The organism is Butyricimonas sp. Marseille-P2440, assembly GCF_900091675.1.
Lineage (GTDB): Bacteria > Bacteroidota > Bacteroidia > Bacteroidales > Marinifilaceae > Butyricimonas > Butyricimonas synergistica.
The window spans coordinates 78,899-95,451 of sequence record NZ_LT594609.1 but is presented as its reverse complement, the minus strand read 5'-3'; the positions used below and the strand labels follow the sequence as shown (position 1 = coordinate 95,451).

11 protein-coding genes and 2 riboswitches are annotated in these 16,553 nt (G+C 51.0%); of the genes, 2 read left to right on the top strand and 9 right to left on the bottom strand.

What is annotated here, in order from left to right; genetic code table 11:
* Positions 1 to 8: 8 nt before the first annotated feature.
* Positions 9 to 1,022 (top strand): ABC transporter ATP-binding protein, encoded by a 1,014-nt coding sequence (locus BN8899_RS06470; protein WP_065218797.1) that lies wholly within the window; start codon positions 9 to 11, stop codon positions 1,020 to 1,022.
* Here BN8899_RS06470 and BN8899_RS06465 read toward each other — a convergent pair.
* The 9 genes from BN8899_RS06465 to BN8899_RS06425 all read right to left on the bottom strand — a co-directional run bounded on the left by BN8899_RS06465 (position 987) and on the right by BN8899_RS06425 (position 13,442).
* A complete protein-coding gene (locus BN8899_RS06465; protein ID WP_065218796.1) occupies positions 987 to 1,202 on the bottom strand; it encodes a hypothetical protein in 216 nt (71 codons plus the stop codon). The genes BN8899_RS06470 and BN8899_RS06465 overlap by 36 nt on opposite strands.
* A 103-nt stretch (positions 1,203 to 1,305) precedes the next feature.
* On the bottom strand, positions 1,306 to 2,451 hold the full coding sequence (locus BN8899_RS06460; RefSeq protein WP_065218795.1) for an MFS transporter: 1,146 nt from the start codon (positions 2,449 to 2,451) through the stop codon (positions 1,306 to 1,308).
* A 104-nt stretch (positions 2,452 to 2,555) separates the two neighbouring features.
* The gene (gene cbiD / locus BN8899_RS06455; protein WP_065218794.1) at positions 2,556 to 4,334 is read right to left on the bottom strand and encodes a cobalt-precorrin-5B (C(1))-methyltransferase CbiD; all 1,779 of its coding nucleotides are present in this window, start codon (positions 4,332 to 4,334) and stop codon (positions 2,556 to 2,558) included.
* Positions 4,335 to 4,348: 14 nt separating this feature from the next.
* On the bottom strand, positions 4,349 to 6,160 hold the full coding sequence (gene cobM, locus BN8899_RS06450) for a precorrin-4 C(11)-methyltransferase (protein WP_065218793.1): 1,812 nt from the start codon (positions 6,158 to 6,160) through the stop codon (positions 4,349 to 4,351).
* Complete coding sequence (locus tag BN8899_RS06445; RefSeq protein WP_065218792.1) at positions 6,153 to 7,346, bottom strand: bifunctional cobalt-precorrin-7 (C(5))-methyltransferase/cobalt-precorrin-6B (C(15))-methyltransferase; 1,194 nt, start codon at positions 7,344 to 7,346, stop codon at positions 6,153 to 6,155. Before BN8899_RS06445 ends, cobM begins: the two co-directional genes overlap by 8 nt.
* A gap of 15 nt (positions 7,347 to 7,361) precedes the next feature.
* Positions 7,362 to 8,768, bottom strand: a complete 1,407-nt coding sequence (gene cobJ / locus BN8899_RS06440) for a precorrin-3B C(17)-methyltransferase (RefSeq protein ID WP_065218791.1) — start codon at positions 8,766 to 8,768, stop codon at positions 7,362 to 7,364.
* Positions 8,769 to 8,798: 30 nt separating this feature from the next.
* Positions 8,799 to 10,298: a PepSY domain-containing protein gene (locus tag BN8899_RS06435; RefSeq protein ID WP_026207820.1), complete on the bottom strand. Its 1,500-nt coding sequence runs from the start codon at positions 10,296 to 10,298 to the stop codon at positions 8,799 to 8,801.
* Between the two features lie 4 nt (positions 10,299 to 10,302).
* On the bottom strand, positions 10,303 to 11,229 hold the full coding sequence (locus BN8899_RS06430) for a sirohydrochlorin cobaltochelatase (protein WP_065218790.1): 927 nt from the start codon (positions 11,227 to 11,229) through the stop codon (positions 10,303 to 10,305).
* Entirely contained in the window at positions 11,229 to 13,442 is a 2,214-nt protein-coding gene (locus tag BN8899_RS06425) for a TonB-dependent receptor (protein WP_018339261.1), read from the bottom strand. The genes BN8899_RS06430 and BN8899_RS06425 overlap by 1 nt, the downstream gene beginning before the upstream one ends.
* A gap of 55 nt (positions 13,443 to 13,497) precedes the next feature.
* A riboswitch (cobalamin riboswitch) is annotated at positions 13,498 to 13,706 on the bottom strand.
* Positions 13,707 to 13,835: 129 nt separating this feature from the next.
* Positions 13,836 to 14,037, top strand: a riboswitch (cobalamin riboswitch).
* 107 nt (positions 14,038 to 14,144) lie between these two features.
* Here BN8899_RS06425 and BN8899_RS06420 point away from each other — a divergent pair.
* Positions 14,145 to 16,526 (top strand): TonB-dependent receptor, encoded by a 2,382-nt coding sequence (locus tag BN8899_RS06420; RefSeq protein WP_231932282.1) that lies wholly within the window; start codon positions 14,145 to 14,147, stop codon positions 16,524 to 16,526.
* Positions 16,527 to 16,553: the final 27 nt, after the last annotated feature.

Sequence of the window (16,553 nt, the reverse complement as noted above, 5' to 3'; positions counted from 1 at the left end):
TTTAAACTATGTCTACGGTTCGTTTGGTAAATCTTTCTATCGGGTACAAGAGTAAGCATGACACGAAGGTGGTGGCGGAGGGGATTTGTACGGAGATAAACGGGGGTGAGTTGACTTGCCTTTTAGGGGCGAATGGGGTTGGAAAGTCCACGCTGTTGCGAACTTTATCGGCTTTTCAGCCCAAGTTGAGCGGCGAGATTTTTATCATGGATCGGGAGCTCGGGACTTATTCCGACAAGGAATTGTCAAAAACGATCGGCGTGGTGTTGACCGAGAAGTGCGATGTCCGTAACATGAGTGCCCGGGAGTTGATCGGTATGGGGAGAAGTCCTTACACGGGTTTTTGGGGAACGTTCGGGGAGGAGGATAGCCGGATCGTGGAGGAGTCGATTGCTTTGGTGAAGATCGAGAATCTGGCATCCCGCATGGTACACACGCTGAGTGATGGCGAGCGGCAGAAGGTAATGATTGCCAAGGCTCTGGCTCAACAGACACCCGTGATCTTTTTGGATGAGCCGACGGCGTTTTTGGATTTTCCCAGCAAGGTGGAAATCATGCAATTGCTCCATCAGTTGACCCGGGAAACGGGAAAAACGATATTCCTTTCCACGCATGATCTTGAACTAGCCTTGCAGATTGCCGACAAGATATGGCTGATGGATAAGCAACACGGTATCACGATAGGGACGCCGGAAGACTTGGCTTTGGAAGGTCACTTGAGTAGTTTTTTTGCCCGGAAGGGGATTGTCTTTGACATGGAAACCGGGTTATTCCGGATCGAGAATCAATATACTTCCCGGATTCGGTTGATCGGGCACGGGCAGAAGTATGCCATGGTACGAAAAGCGTTGCAGAGGAACGGTGTGTTGGCGAACCGGAACGTGGAGGCGGACGTGTGGGTGGAAACGGGAGATCTGACGACATCGGGCTTCAAGATTAATGCGCCCGGGAAGCCTGTTATGGAGGTGGCAAATATCGCGGAGTTGTTAAGCGCGGTGGCGAACGTGTTGCCGAGAGGGTAAAAAATAAGGCAGATCCTTATTCAGATCCGCCTTATTCCGTTTGCGGTTGTAAACTTTCTTTGACTTGTGTACCCTGTTAATGTTCACGGGGTGGAGATGTTCCCTGATCTCTTCTTCTCTCCGGGCTTTCCTCATGGCTTTCAAGTAGTCTGCCCGGGTAATTTTGGTTTTGTTTTTCATTGTAAATTGTTTTCGCAAAGATAGTAACCTTTGACGAAGGTTGCAAATTCAGGTGAAATCGTATTCTGTAATGGCGTTTTTTTGCACTTTCTGGATAAATCGGCTACATACGTTTCTCGTGATAATACAACGTGTAGAGTGCAATTGCCCCGACGATGGCGCAAGGAATTCCTGCCAAAGCGGGTGAGGCCAATCCGAAGCCATGTTTGATGACCGCTCCACCTAGTATCGCGGCAACAGCATTGGAAACATTGAAGGCTATCTGTATTCCTGCACCGCCAAGCATCTCTCCTCCTTTGGCATAGCGTACAATAAGATACTGCAACGGTCCCCCAAGACCGAACAACAAACCCGGGGCGATGAATGCGAATAGCAGCGATGGGATTTTATAGCTGGCAAACATATACATCATTGGCATAAGCACGATGGTGAGGGTCGCGATGATTGCTGTAACGATAGAGGGGGTATATTTGTCCGATAGTCGCCCGGCATAGAAATTGCCGAATACCATGCCTGCACCGACTAAAACCATGATGAATGTCATTGAGGATTCGGAGAAACCGGCAACTTTTGTCATGATCGGGGATATATAGCTTAGCCAGCAATATACGCTTGCCTGTCCGAAAAAGACTCCGGCATATATCAGCCACGGGGCTGGCTTTGACAGGAACCGGAACTGCCCTTTCATGCCGGAATCAGGTAGTGGCGACAGTATGGGTACCCAATATTTTATCGCGATGAATGTAATTAACCCGAATAAGGCAACCATTCCGAAAGGTAAACGCCATGAGAGTATATGACACATAAAAGTAAAGCCCGGTACTCCGATCAGGTTTGCAATGGTCATGCCGCCAACAAGAACCGCAACAGCAGATGCCCCTTTACCGTTATCAGCCAATTTAGAACAGACTATGGCACCGGCACCGAAAAATGCCCCATGGGGCAAACCGGCAATAAATCTTGCTGACAGCAGACAAACATAATTGGGCGACAGGGCAACCAAGGCATTTCCAACAGCTATTATAGCAGCTAGTAGTAACATCAGACGGCGCAATGGAAATTTGCGAAGGAATAACAATGATGGCGCTCCTACAGCCACACCTGCCGAATAGGCAGAGATTAAATGCCCAGCCTTGATGATGCTTATATTTAAGTCATTGGCAATATCACTCAGAATCCCCATCATACCGAATTCGACTATCCCGAGTGCAAACGTACCAAATGCGAGTGAAAGTAACGATTTCTTCATGACGATCTTTCCTTTGGTTTTTAGCCCACAAAAGTACTTAAAAATGTGAGTTGCGATTTTTTCCAGTACTAATTTTTAAATGAAAAATCAGTGCGTATTTGTCGTTAATCCGGAATAAGAATGATCTCCAGTCGAGTGTCGGTTAGCAGAGGGAGGCAGTGGGAGTAACAATGCTGCACGAGAGTGTCGAAGAAGGCGGGGACGTCGGCGAAGATGTCCCATAGTTCACGGGCGAGGGTGATGTCGGCAATGCGGGCGATGGCAGGAGCGGGACAGTGGCTCTCGGAGGCAAGGCGGGTGATGAAGGCTTTGTTCATGACCACGTGTTTGCTGTGCGTGTCGAGGTTGCCTTCGGCGAGTTTGACGGCTTTGCCGATCATGATGCCCATGGTGACGGAAGCGATGGACTCGGCTTCTGCTAGTTTGAGGGTTTCGCCGATGAAGTTGCCGTAGTGGATAAAGGCTTGCTGGGGTAACTCGGGGAAACGGGCACGGAGGGTCTTTTCGCTTTTGGCTCCGGAGTTGATGACGATACGGGAGCAACCGAGGGCTTTGGCTACTTGTATTTCTTTACGGATGCTGTTGACAAAGGCTTCCGAGGAGAAGGGGCGAACGATGCCGGAGGTGCCGATGATGGATATACCACCCGTGATGCCGAGGCGGGGGTTGAATGTCTTGGCAGCGAGTTCTGTACCGCCGGGGACGGAGATGCGGATGTCGATGCCGGAAGTGACCTCATGATGATGAATCATGCGTTCCGCTTCCCGGATCATCATGGCTCGGGGAGTGGCGTTAATAGCGGGATCGCCGAGGGGGATACCCAAGCCCGGGAGAGTGACTGTGCCAACGCCTTCACCGTGCAGGAAACGGATGCCGGGGGTATCGGACAGGGATACTTCCGAATAGATGGTGTAGCCGTTCGTGACATCAGGGTCGTCGCCGGCGTCTTTGGTGATGCCACAGGTGCAGGAGCGTGAGGCAAAGGTACACGAGGCGACGGGGAAGGTGATCGTTTCGTCGTTGGGAAGGGTGATCGTGGCGGTATGTTGCGGCATACCCGAGAGAAGTCCTTGCAGGGCGGCAACTGTGGCAGCCGTGGCGCAAGAACCCGTGGTGAATCCGCTGCGCAGGGGATAGAATCCCGGCACGAGTCGTTCCACCCGGTAGCGTAGTCCGTGTTCGCCGTTCACCGTGTAGAAACTTTCCGGTAGCGGGGGACGGCGGATAACCAGCACGGGGATGCCGAGGCTTTTGGCGGCGGCGATCTTCTCGGAGTAGAATCCCGATTCTCCGCTTTCTTTGGTGAGTATGGCATCCGGTTGGATTTCCCGGAATAGAGCTAGTTCGTCTTGTTCATTTTGCCAAAAGAGTAATCTTTCCCGGGGAAAGCCAGCCCGCAGGGCTAGGGCGAGTGATTCTTCCCGATCGAGCACCCGGAACCAGCAAGGAGTCTTTTCCCAGTAGCGGCGCATTTTAGTGATGGTCTGTACTCCCGAAAGGGCGAGAAGGTTGCGGATATGATGTTGTTCGAGGAATTCGATGGCGTCGTCAAAGGTATCACACCAGAGGAGTGATTCGTCCCGCTCGGGGTAAAGGCGCTCGAAGCGAATCACGGGGAGTTCAAGGCGTTCGGATACGGTGGCGATATTGGCGTGCAGGAGGCTGGCAAAGGGATGGGCGGCATCGACAATCAGGCGGATGTCATGGCGGGAACAGAAATCTGCTATGGTGTCGGCATCCATACCTCCGGAGACACGGGAACCGTGCTTGCACTCGATTTGCTGCGTGTCGCTCTTGGTCGAGTAATAATAGGGGGAACCTGCCTCGTCAAGTACTCGAACAGCTGTTCTGCCTTCTGTTGTGCCACCGAAAATGAGAACCATAATGATTGAGTGATTTAATTTCTAAACAGGTGTTTGAATTTATGCGAGTACAGCTTCGATAGTCCTTTCCGGTTGTCGATGGCGTCACCGACGACAATCATGGTGGTGAGGGTAAGGTTGTTTTCCTTCACGATGCGGGCGAGGTTTTGTAGCTGTCCCCGGAAAATGCGTTCGTCCTTCCACGTGAGGTGGTAGCAAGCTGCCACGGGGGTGGTTGGCGGGTAGTGTTGCAGGAGTTCATCCTGTACTTGGTCGACAATGGAGGCACTGAGAAAGATGCACATGGTGCTTTGCGAACGGGCGAGCAGGTGCAGTTTTTCTTTCTCGGGCATAGGGGTACGTCCTTCGCCCCGCGTGAGGATAATCGTCTGTACTTTTTCGGGTATGGTAAATTGTGATTGCAGGGCAGCAGCGGCGGCGAGGAAGGAGGATATGCCGGGAGTGATGTGGTAGTCCATGTCGTACTCGTCGAAGAATGCCATTTGTTCCTGTATTGCCCCGTAAATGCAGGGATCACCTGTATGTAAGCGTACGATGAAAAGTCCCTTGTTATAGAATTCTTTCATGAGAGAGAATTGTTCCTCCAAGGTCATGGAGGCAGAACTGCGTACCGTGGCGTTGGGTTTGGCGTAATAGGTCAGTTCCACGGGCACGAGGCTTCCGGCATAGAGAATCAGGTCAGCCGCCTCGAGGAAGTTTTTGCCCTTCACGGAGATCAGTTCCGGGTCACCGGGTCCGGCTCCCACGATCTCGATGAATCCCCGGCGTTCAGCTGTCCGGTCGAGGGCGACGGCAAAGGTGAAGTCATTGCCGTCGGACAGTTTCTGCTTCTGTTTTTCCACGAGCAGGCGAGTGTTCCTGGCGCTCTTTAAAGCACAGGCTTCTGCCACTCCCGGTACGGAGGTGACTTCCGTGACTTTCTCCGAGGGATTGGGGACTTCTATTTCCTTGAGATCATCCGCCGTGTAAACGTGAAGCGGGATGCCGGCTTTTCGGGCGATGTCATGCACGAGCGGTTCATCTTGCTTCAAGTCTATTGTCGACACGCTGGCGAGGGAGTGCGGGGACAGCTTTTCCGCTGTAAGGGTTCGGGTGATGCTTTCCCATACTCCAGTCGGGTCGCAGTTCTTGCGACAACCGACACCGAGGTGCAGGACAGCAGGGCGATAATATAGGGTTTGTACCGGGCTTTCGTGTTGGTATGGGGTGACCGCGACGAGCAATTCAACGGCTTGAAAGTCGATGTCCTCGAAACGGTAGAATATTTTCACGTGCTCGGGAGCGGTACGTTCCAAGTAACGGGTACCCTCGTCCTTCACGTCGAGAAGCAGTGCCGTGGGGCGGGTGTTGACGAAAGCCGTGATGATGGCGTTCATGGGAACGGTTGTTTCCGGATGCCACCTGTGTTCCCGTGCGAGGGTGTCGAGTGCCCAAAGCCCGGTGTTGTCGCTTTGTGTCGTGATGACGGCTTCTGCCCCGAGAATGTTTGCTACCCGGCGGGTAAGTTGATTGGCTCCCCCGATGTGTCCCGACAACACGGAAATGACATGCCGTCCGGTGGAATCCACGTTAATGACGGCGGGGTCGGTGTATTTTGATTGAACGGATGAGGCTATGGCACGGACGCATATCCCGAGAGCCCCTACGAAGATGAGGGCGTCGTATCGAGAGAATTGTTCGGACACGAAAGCAGTGATCGAGTCCACGGAGGTGCAACTTTCCCGTTTCCCTGTCGCGAATAATTCTGCCTCGGGCAGTTCTTGCCGGATCGTTCGGGCGATTTGTACGCCTTGGTCGGAGGATATGATAATAGCTATTTTATTCATGTGCGGTTGTTTTTTGTACTTGTATAATGTCTATCGGGTTGTGTGCGTCCACCGTGAGGCGGTGTTCTCGGGTGACCGAGAACCCGTGGCGGGCGGCGCATTCGATGAACAGGGTTCTGCTCTCGGGTGATACCGAATTGAAGACGATGACTCCGCTGGGAAGGAGTACTTCGTCAAGGCGGCGGATGATTTCGTCCATTTTGCCACCATGTCCGCCAATGAAAACAGCGTCCGGGGCGGCAATGCCAGAGAGTTCGGTCGCGGTGAAGTCTCCGATATGTACCTCTATGCCGGGGGTGCCAAAGCGTGCGGTGTTGACGGTCATCAAGCGTTCTCCTTCCGGGCGTTGCTCGAAAGCTACCACGCGGAGGTGGGGAAACTGGAGTTTTGCCTCAATAGAAACCGAACCCGTGCAAAAGCCCACGTCCCAAAACGTGTGCCGTTCCCGTAAGTCTAGCAGGGCGAGGGTGAGCAGGCGGACAGGCATTTTCGTGATCATCCGGGTACGACCGTCGAGCAGCTCAAAGTCGCTTTCCGGTATGCCGAAAGGACGGTTATGTGTTCGGGTACGTTGCAGGATGACGCAATTGGGAGCGAGGAATGTATTTTCCTTGGCTTCTTCTAGTGTGAGGGTACGAACACGTTCGTGTTCGTTGCCAAGGATTTCGCCGGCGTGCATCATGTAATTGTCATACCCGTAAGCGAGCATCCGCCGGGCAATAGCGTCGGGCAAATGTTGTTCGTCCGTGAGTAAGCCTATTTTCTCGTGTCCTTCGATCAGAGCCCGGTCGAACTCGTGCCACGGTCTTCCCGTGAGCGACACGACGTGCATATCGTGATAAGGAAGCACGAGCCGGTGTGCCAGTATCTGCAAGGAGTTGAAGCAGGGATACAACCGGATGTTCGCTTCGGAAAGGCGTTTGCGTATGGTGTTGGCAAAACCGAAGAAGAGCGGGTCACCGGAGGCAAAAACGACAATCTCGTTGTGCCCCTCGTACTGCCGGAACACGTCGTCTAGCGGCACGGTGATGTCTATCCAGCGGTAGCCTTCCGGTAAGAGCGTCCGCACGATGCCGTGGTGCCGCTTCCCTCCCGAGAATACGGTGTGTGAGGCGATAAGCCCGAGAATCTCTCTCGTGAATTCCTGCTGTCCGTTGTCGTCAATGCCGATGATTATAAAGTTCATAAGGTTTACTTTTGTTTACACGTCTCTTCCCGGGCGCAGTCCTTCCGCGTCATCGAAGCAGAGGAGGGCGTTGACGAGGGTGGCGGCTAAGTTGCTGCCTCCCTTGCGTCCATCGATGATGAGCTTCGGGATGTTGGTGAAGGATTTTAGCATATGCTTGGATTCCCGCACGTTGACAAAACCGACGGGAGCTCCGATGACCCCGGCGGGGTGCGCTTTCCCGGTACGCGTCAAGCGACAGAGTTCCATGAGGGCCGTGGGGGCGTTGCCGAAAACGTAGAGGGCGTCGGGGTGTTCTTCTGCGGCAAGGCGGATGCCCGCCTGCGTGCGGGTAATTTTCAGCCGGGATGCAATCTCCGCGGTACGTTCGTCAGCGAGGTAACATTTTACCTCTATCCCCAGCCGTTCGAGTGCTCCTTTGCGGATACCGGATGCAGCCATGGTGACGTCCGTGACGATCGTGTTGATCTTCCCGTCATGCAGGAGAGCGTGAAGGGTTTCCACGGCACGGTCGTCGGTGTAGAGAATGTTTTCCATGTCGAAGTCTGCGGTCGTGTGGATGGCGTGCAATAGAGCCCACTTGCGCCCGAGGGGTATATCTTTGTTTTTCAATTCCGACTCGATGGTGCGGAAACTGCGTATCATGATCTCCTGCCCGATGCCGACGTCTTCCGTGAATTGTTCCCGGTAGTAGCCGCGGGGAGTGATGATTTTATCGTTCCATGCGTAGGATTGCGAGTTGCCGATAATCACGATGGTGAACATATCGATCTCCTCGGGGTCGAAGTCGGCGAGAGTGGTGATCTTTATCTCCTGTTCCTCCCGACCAGCCTGGCGGATAAACCCGATAGGGGTGTCCGGGGTACGGTGTTGCCCGAAGATTTCTTTCAGGCGGTAAAGCTGCCAGTAACGCCCTTCACTCTTGGGGTTGTACACGGCAGTCACGAAGTCGGCAGAAGCAGCTGCTTCTACGCGGCGTTCGATTCTCTCCCACGGGGTCATGAGGTCGGAAAGGGAGATGATGCAAAAGTCGTGACCGATGGGTGCGCCGAGCAATGCCGCTCCTTTCTGGAATGCACTGATACCGGGCAATACCTCCACTTCCACGGGGCTTGCTTTCTCCTTTTTCATCTCGAGAACGAGGGGGGCCATGCCGTATATCCCGGCATCACCGGAACTGACAACGCAGACTGTTTTGCCCTGTTCTGCATACTCAAAGGCGAGGGCGGCACGGTCTTTCTCTTTTTTCATACCCGTGTCGATACATTCCGTGCCGGGGTGAATGATGGTGCGGATAAAGTTGAAGTAGTACTTGTAGCCGACCACCACGTCCGATTGTGCGATTGCCGCACGTACTGCGGGGGTGATGTCTTCTTCACTTCCCGGTCCTATGCCGGCAACGTATATTTTTCCTTGATTCATAGACTAAGAATTTTGTTGTAGAGGACAAAATTACATATTAATTTTAAATTTAGAGGTTCTCGGTCTTTTAAACAGCCGGATAATGTATTTCACGGAAAGAATAATTCCCGTGAACGAAACGGCAGCTCCTCCCAGTAAAAGAGTCCAAATGACAATCGTCCACAACACGGGGCGTTCGACGAGGAACTTGATGTCCAACGTGTGTAGTCCCCGGTATAGCCAACGTTTCCAGCGTCCGTTTGTATCGTAGTGCATGGGTTGGAAGGATTCCAGGTTATAGTAATAGACATCTTTTGCCTCGTTGTCGAGGGCGACTTTGTATGCGGGTAATGGCAGGGAACGGCGGCGTGAAATGTAATAATTGTCGTATTCGTCCATGCGGGTTACCTTGTAGGGAACCGAGTCCCGGGTGAGCCGTTTGATGGCGGCAAACAGGTGTTCCTCCGTGATGCGGAAGGGGCGTATCGTGTCGACCGAAGCGTCGAGGGTGATCGTGGAGTCAGCCGTCCGCAGCCTGTACAAGGGGATGCCCTGGTAATGGCTCCATTCTACTTGTTTCACGTTGCCGACTGTTTTATTGATTCCGGCTATAGCATGGCGATAGTCCAGGGTGTAGTTTGCGGGTGTCGGGGCGTCCCTTTCCGAACTGCCTTGCCGCATCGTACCGCGTTTTTTTTGTTCACCGAATAGCCACGAGGGGAGCGGTGCCATGGACATATACCCGCTCAGTAACCACGTGAATACGAATATTCCGAAGAAGAATCCGGTGATGTGGTGCCATTTGAACCACTGTTTTTTGTACGGCGAGCGTAAGAATCCTTTCCGGCGGTTTAGCCAGTAGGAGCGGATGCCGAGGATGAATCCTGCGAAACACATGAACATGCCGAGGTAGCATGACCAGTACATGAATTGCGTCCACAAGTTTTGGTTTTCCCGGAGTATCCTGAAATATACCCAGTGAGGAATAGCCCCGAACCATGCCCAGAGGCGTTCGTCGGAGTCGGTGAATTGTAATATTTTGCCGCTGCGGGAAGATATATATAGCTGGTAACCTTCCGACCCGTCGTAGTGGAATTTGTAGATAGGCAATTCCTGCTTGTAATGGGCGAGGGGGATCCATTGGTCTAGCGACCGGAGGGTGTCTACCCGGGTGATGCGGTGGGCAGGGCACCAGTTTTTAGCCCGCCACTCGCAGAGGGCGTAATCCACCACGGGGGTGACGGCGTTGGTGTCGGCATAGACGTCGAGGCTTTTTCGCCAGTTGCCGAAATGGAACTGGGCTTGCCCCTCGGGATTGTCAAGGCTCATGCCTTGGGTACGGGTGTCAGTGGGCAAACGGCTGGTGATTTCCTGTATCGAAGGGAGTCCCGCCGTGTCGAGAACGCATTGCCGGGCGAACCGTTCTTCTTGGCTAACCCGGGGAAACGAGTGGTAAATCATCACGATGCCGGAGATAAACCACATGAAACACAGGATACAAAGAAGTAATCCCAGTATCCTGTGCGTGTGAATGAGTAATCTCGTTAACATATCTTTAGTTGATGTCGTCCGTATTCTCGTATTTCTTTTTCTTCACGATGATGTCCTCCCGTTGGTGGGTGGCGGCGAATTTGGCCTGACCGATAAAAAGGTCTTGTATTGCCGGGTTCTGCCCCAGTCCTTCAAGGATGACGTTGACTGTATATCCTTTCTTTTCCAATTCGTCTTTCCAGTCACCGGCGATGTCGTTCTTGGCATGGTCACCTGCCACGAACATGAAAGGCACGAGGGTGACTTCTTTCGCGTTATTGGCTTTTAGTTCCCGGAGCACGTCATCCATGGTCGGGTAACCTTCGATGGTGCCCACGTGGAAATTTTTGTGTCCTTGTGCCTTCATCACGTAATCTAGCATCCCGTAAGTAGAGTTTGCCGGGTGGTAAGTGCCGTGGCACACGAAGACGCAATCGCCTTTTGCCTTCCCTTTCAGTGATGCGGCAATCGCTTTCACGGTAGCCTGATAATCTTCCGGGGAATACAGCAGGGCATTGCCCAAGCGGATGTCCTTGAATTTGTTCCGGTAGGAAGCCACTTCCTTGCGCAGGGCTTCCATCTCGATGCCCTCGATGATATTCGAGGGTTGTATGATCAAGTGAGTGTACCCGTCGGCGATGAGTTTGTCCATTGCTTCCGTGGGGTTCAGTTTCACCATACCTTTTTCTTTCAAACGACGCATGATCATGCGCGAGGTGTAGGCTTCCCGGAGTTCCACACCGGGGAATGCTTTTGCCATTTTCCGGTTGATGGCGTCGATCGTTAGAGCCCGGGTGTCGTCATGGGTGGTTCCGAAATGTACCATCAGGATGGCTATCTTATCGTTTGGACCAAGGGTTTTGAATATATCGGAGTCTTTGAATCCGTCGTCCCCGTGACCGAAAGCGCTTAAACTCGTGAAAATGGACAGTAGGATAATGATTGTTTTCATTATTTTTTGAATTTGATGGTTAAACTGGCAAAGAAGCTTCTACCCGGGCTTAATGTCCCGAGATTCGAGCCATAGGGAAGGTTTTGGGAGTAGTCGAACAGGTTCTCGATTCCCGCATTCACTTCAAAAATGAACATACCCACGGGGGCGAAGGAATGATTGGTGGTCAGGTTCCAAATCTGGTATTTTGGCGCATCGATCTCGTCTACCTTGACGAACTTCTTGCCTTGTAGCCGCCCGTTAAGGTTCACGTTAAGGCGATAGTTGTCCCACTCGTGCATGTAATTGACTCTCATGCTTCCGGAGTGGCGGATGCTTTCCTCCAGCCGGATTTTGGTCTTTCTGTCACGGGCATCCACGTAGCTGTAACCGCCGCCCACGGAGAAGCCCGCGCCGAGATAGCTGTTGACGGAAATATCGATACCCTGTGTGCGTGCTTTGTCTAAGTTCTCATAGGTGGAACGGGAAGTAACCTTGTTTGCTTCGTCTTCTGCCGTCAATTCTAATTTTTTTGTTTCAATAACATCCCGGAGGTCGTTGATGTATCCGTTCACGGAGATGTTGAGGTATTTACCCGCGTACTCGGTGTTGAAAGCATAGTAGTTCGATTTCTCCGGTTTCAAGTCCGGATTTCCGATGACGATGGTCAGTTTCCCTTTTTTAGCCGATTCTTTATAGTAGTAGAGGTCAGTCAGGAGGGGAGCCTTGAATCCAGCAGCATAGGAGAGCCGGAAGTTGAAGTCACCGAGGCTGTACATCGCCGCTAGCTTGGGTGTGATTTTGTTTTTAAATGTTTCGTGGTATAGGTAGCGGAAACCGGGTACCAATTGCAACTTCTTGAAAATGCGTATTTCATCTTGGGCGTACAAGGCAAGTGTATAGGCATTTTTGCTTTCCGTGAGATCTGTGGGGTTTTTGAGATAATCGTTGACGTACTCCGTTCCCACGGAAAATTTGTTGTATTTGCCGACTTTAAATACCCCTTTCAAGTTGGCACTTAGGTAACGTTGCCGTTTGGTCAGAATGTCTTCCCCGGCGAGAGCCGTCGTGTCGTTTTTCTCGATCACGGTACGGGTATATACTTTCGAGTATTCGTAGTTGTTCGCGTTGATGTCAAGGCTGATGTACGCGGAGTTCCCAAACAGGTATTTTCCTCCTAACCCGATGCCGTAGTTCTCGTATTCCATGTTGTAGTCGAAGCCGGATTTGTCATCGGCATCTTTGTTGACGGGGCGGTCGAGTTTTTTGGTGAAATAATTTCCTTCCACGTATAGGTTCAGACTCTTCGACGGGTCGTAAGCGAAACGCTGGGTCACTATGTCCGAATGAAATTTGTCGGATACCTGGCGGCGGGTATAAACACTGTCTTCCGTGATATTGCTGAGCTTCCAGCCATTGGATTGTCTTCTCTGGTAAGAGGTCGATGACGAGAATTTGCCTGTATTTATATCTGCATTTATATTCTCGATAAAGCTGCCTTTTCCCCCGAAGCGGGTGGTGGAGGCGATATTGAGGGCGTCATGTGGTTGATCCGTGATGATATTGATAACCCCCGCGATGGCATCCGAACCGTAGAGAGAGGAGGCTGCTCCCTTGAGCACCTCGATACGTTTCACCTTACCCATGTCTACACGGGAGAGGTCTACATACCCGGAGATGTCCCCCATCATCTTTTTCCCGTTGACAAGGATGAGGATATATTCCCCTTTCATTCCGTTGAGTGTCATGTTAGTCCCCATGGCTGTCGGGCGGAAGCTGAACGAAGGGTTGAGCATCACGAGTGCATCCTCTATGGTGGAGATGCCGCTTTTCTTGATATCTGAAGCGGTCATGACTTCCACGGGAACGGGGGAGTCTTTCAGCTTCCGGTGGGTACCCGTACCGGAAACGACTACTTGATCGAGGTTAATCGGAGTAACTTCCAACCGGAAGATGATATCACTCTTGCTGCTGTTGATTTTCATGGAACTTACCTCGTATCCCGAGTAACTCGCCCGGAGCGTGTAGCTCCCGTCCGGGATGCGGTTCAATGTAAATTCACCTCGGTTGTTCGTGGCGGTACCAATGCTTGTGCCGACCAGACGGACATTTGCCCCGACAAGGGCTTTTCCCGTTTTGGCGTCCGTGACTTTTCCTTTCAGGGTGATTTCTGCGAAGGAAACACTCACTAAAGCTAATACGAATAATGTAGTTAGCGCTACAAATTTCTTCATGTAAGATTAAGTTTAAAAAGTTTGTAATAGTATTCCTGACCCCGGGAATACGCTATTATCTTTTTTTTGCTTTGGCAGGTCTCCTGACTACGCCCAAGAAAAATACCTTCCCGTCCCTCGGGACAGTGGTGTAAGAATCTTTCTTAGAATCTCCCGGTGGGAGAAACGGGCATCACAGTAGCGGGCACTGTGCCGGATTCTAACCGGCTTCCCTCTTGTGTGTTATTTGAATATTAACACATCACCAAAGACTTCGCAAATGTAGGCAGATTCAAGTAAAAAATGCAATTTAATGTAGAAAAATTTATAGCAACAGGTAAACCTGCCCAATGGTTCATGACTTGCAGAAGAATAAAAAATAAGTCAGAAAATGTATAATATAGAAAAATATATTACTTTTGCCCCTGTTTTGGTGTTACACCTTCTCTCGTGGAGGTGATACTTAATAGGGAATCCGGTGAGAATCCGGAACTGTACCCGCAGCTGTAAGTTCCTTTAAAAGGATTTTGTACTTCAAATGTCACTGGTGTTACAACCGGGAAGGCAACAAAATCTGGAACAAGTCAGAAGACCTGCCGAACGAGATAGACCATAGCTTTCGGGAAAAAAAGCGAGAGGGAAAAGATGTAATTTTACCTTGAAACTCATGTTGCCCTAAAGACTATGTTAATAATGCTTTATTCATTATTAATATATAGTTGTATGAAAAAAGTTGTAGTATTAGCATTAATGCTATTTGTGTGTGCCGGGTCACTCTTTGCTCAGGAGAATGACAAACGGAAAAAGAAAAGTATCACGGATTCTATTTTCGAGATCAAGAGTGTGGAGGTGATGGGGAAAAAGAATCATGCGGATGTGATGGGGTTGAATGTTCCCCTTCGATTTATCCCGATCAATTTGGTTAAAATGCCTTCCGAAATGCTGGAACGTAAAGGAATTACCGAGTGGGTGGATGCTGTTCGCTTCTTGCCTGGGGTGCGCATGGCTGATCAGGGTGGTTTGTGGAAACGATTTTATGTCGGGGGATCTAATATGCCGGCAGTACTGATGATCGACGGTATCCGGGATGACCGGCAGAGTATCAATACTTTCCCCTTGGGCGACCTCGCCTCGGCGGAGTCTATTGAGGTTTTGCGGGGTCCTGCGGCAATATTAGCCGGTTATGGAGCGATGGGTGGCGTGATTAATATCGTGCGCAAAAAGGTTTCTCCCCAGTTTTCTGCGGACGCCCGGTTCAGTTATGGGCGTTGGGACGTGAAGAAGGTTAGTCTTGGGTTCGGCGGTAAGTTGATCGGTCCCGTGGAATACTTGGCAAACTTGCACTACGCTACTCACGGGGGATGGCGGCGTATGTCACCAGAGCGTTTGTCCGGAATGGCGGCGTTGGGTGCCACGTTAGGCAAAAGCCGGGTAGATTTTACTTTCGGTTTTGAGAACGACCATTATACTGTTGAGCTGGGTGCCGCACCTTATATGCCGGGGGATATGCTGGATTTGGAAAATGAGAAAGTCGTACTCAAGAAAGGTGATAAACACCCGACTGCCGACATGGGACAAACGTACAACGACTTTGCCAACGATTCTCACAGCCGTAAGGGTTATAATTTCAAACTTAGTTACGTGTATTCCTTCTCGAATAGTTTGAAGTTGAAAGAAGTATTTGCCTTTGATCATAGTTATCACCGTACTTCAGGAGCCGGGAGTTTAGCTTACAAGAGCTCTACATCTCCTTTTGATGGGGCGGATTACAAGTATTATACCACGAAGAACGGCAAACAAGTTGCTAATTACGTGGATCTTGATTCTTTGCGCCGTTACGGACCAAGCGGTTTTTTCCCGAAACATGATACCTATAATAATACGGTGGAATTGACCGGTGACGCAGAGCTCGCTTCCATGCAGCACCACTATGCTATTGGTTGGAATTGGACGTATTTTGAACATTTCCAGTATAACGGTTGGAATTCGGGCGACACGTATGGTCCCGGCTCTGATGTGATGTTATCTGTCAAAGACCCCCAGCTCGTACAGGGATGGTGGGATCAGAATGTTTCCGATATTTATATTCGTAAATTTTGGACTCAAGGGATTTATTTCCGCGACGTGTTCGAGTTGAACGAGAAATGGAAGTTCATGGCTTCCGGGCGTATGGATTTCTACAAGCGGAAATACTCTGGTTATTTCCCCACGATTGACGGGAAATCATTCGACTATAAAAAAGAGGACATTGGCGAATGGCAGAGTTTCCATACTTCCGCTTTCACGTGGCACGTGGGAGCCGTTTATTTCCCGACACCGGAACTTTCCATACACTTGGCTCACGGGTCTGCTTTTACCCCGAATACCACGACTTACGCGGTGAATAACATTTACCTGGATAAAAATGGCAACGAGATTAATCCCGACACGGAAGGGGACAAGATTTTTGATCCCGAACGCGATTATTCTTTTGAGGTGGGCGCACGCTATACGCCGTGGGAATGGTTTGATGCCAGCGTGAATTACTCGTATGTCCGCCGTAATAATATGGTGACCAACGTGGGAACGCGTGAAGTGGACGTGGAACAACCGGATGACTCGATGCAACCGACGAAAATGACGGTTAGGGCACAAGTGGGACGTGCCGACATGAGCACGATCGATATGGATGTGACAGTTCGCCCAATTCCGTCGTTAGCGTTGCACGGGGCTTTGTGTTTCTCGGACTACCGGGTACGTTCCATCCGGGAGAGTGATGCTTTTCCCGAGTACAAACAGACAGGAAAGAATATGCGCACGACGGGAGTGCCCCGCACGACATACTACCTTATGGCTGATTACACGATCCCTTCTGGGATTTTCCGCTTCCTTTCCTTCCACTTGAGTGGTAATTTCCGGGATAAGGTGTACCGTGACGTGGCGTCTAACTTGTATTATCCCTCTTTGTGGTTGATGGATGCCGGAATATTCTATACGATTCACAATCATGTGACGCTGTCTTGTAACGTGAATAATATTCTGAACAAGAAATATTTTGAAACGACGAATGCTCCCGTGCAAGGTGCGCCGGTGAATTATCAGTTTTCACTTTCTTACAAGTTTTAGGACAATTGTTCCCCGGGATTGTTTGTT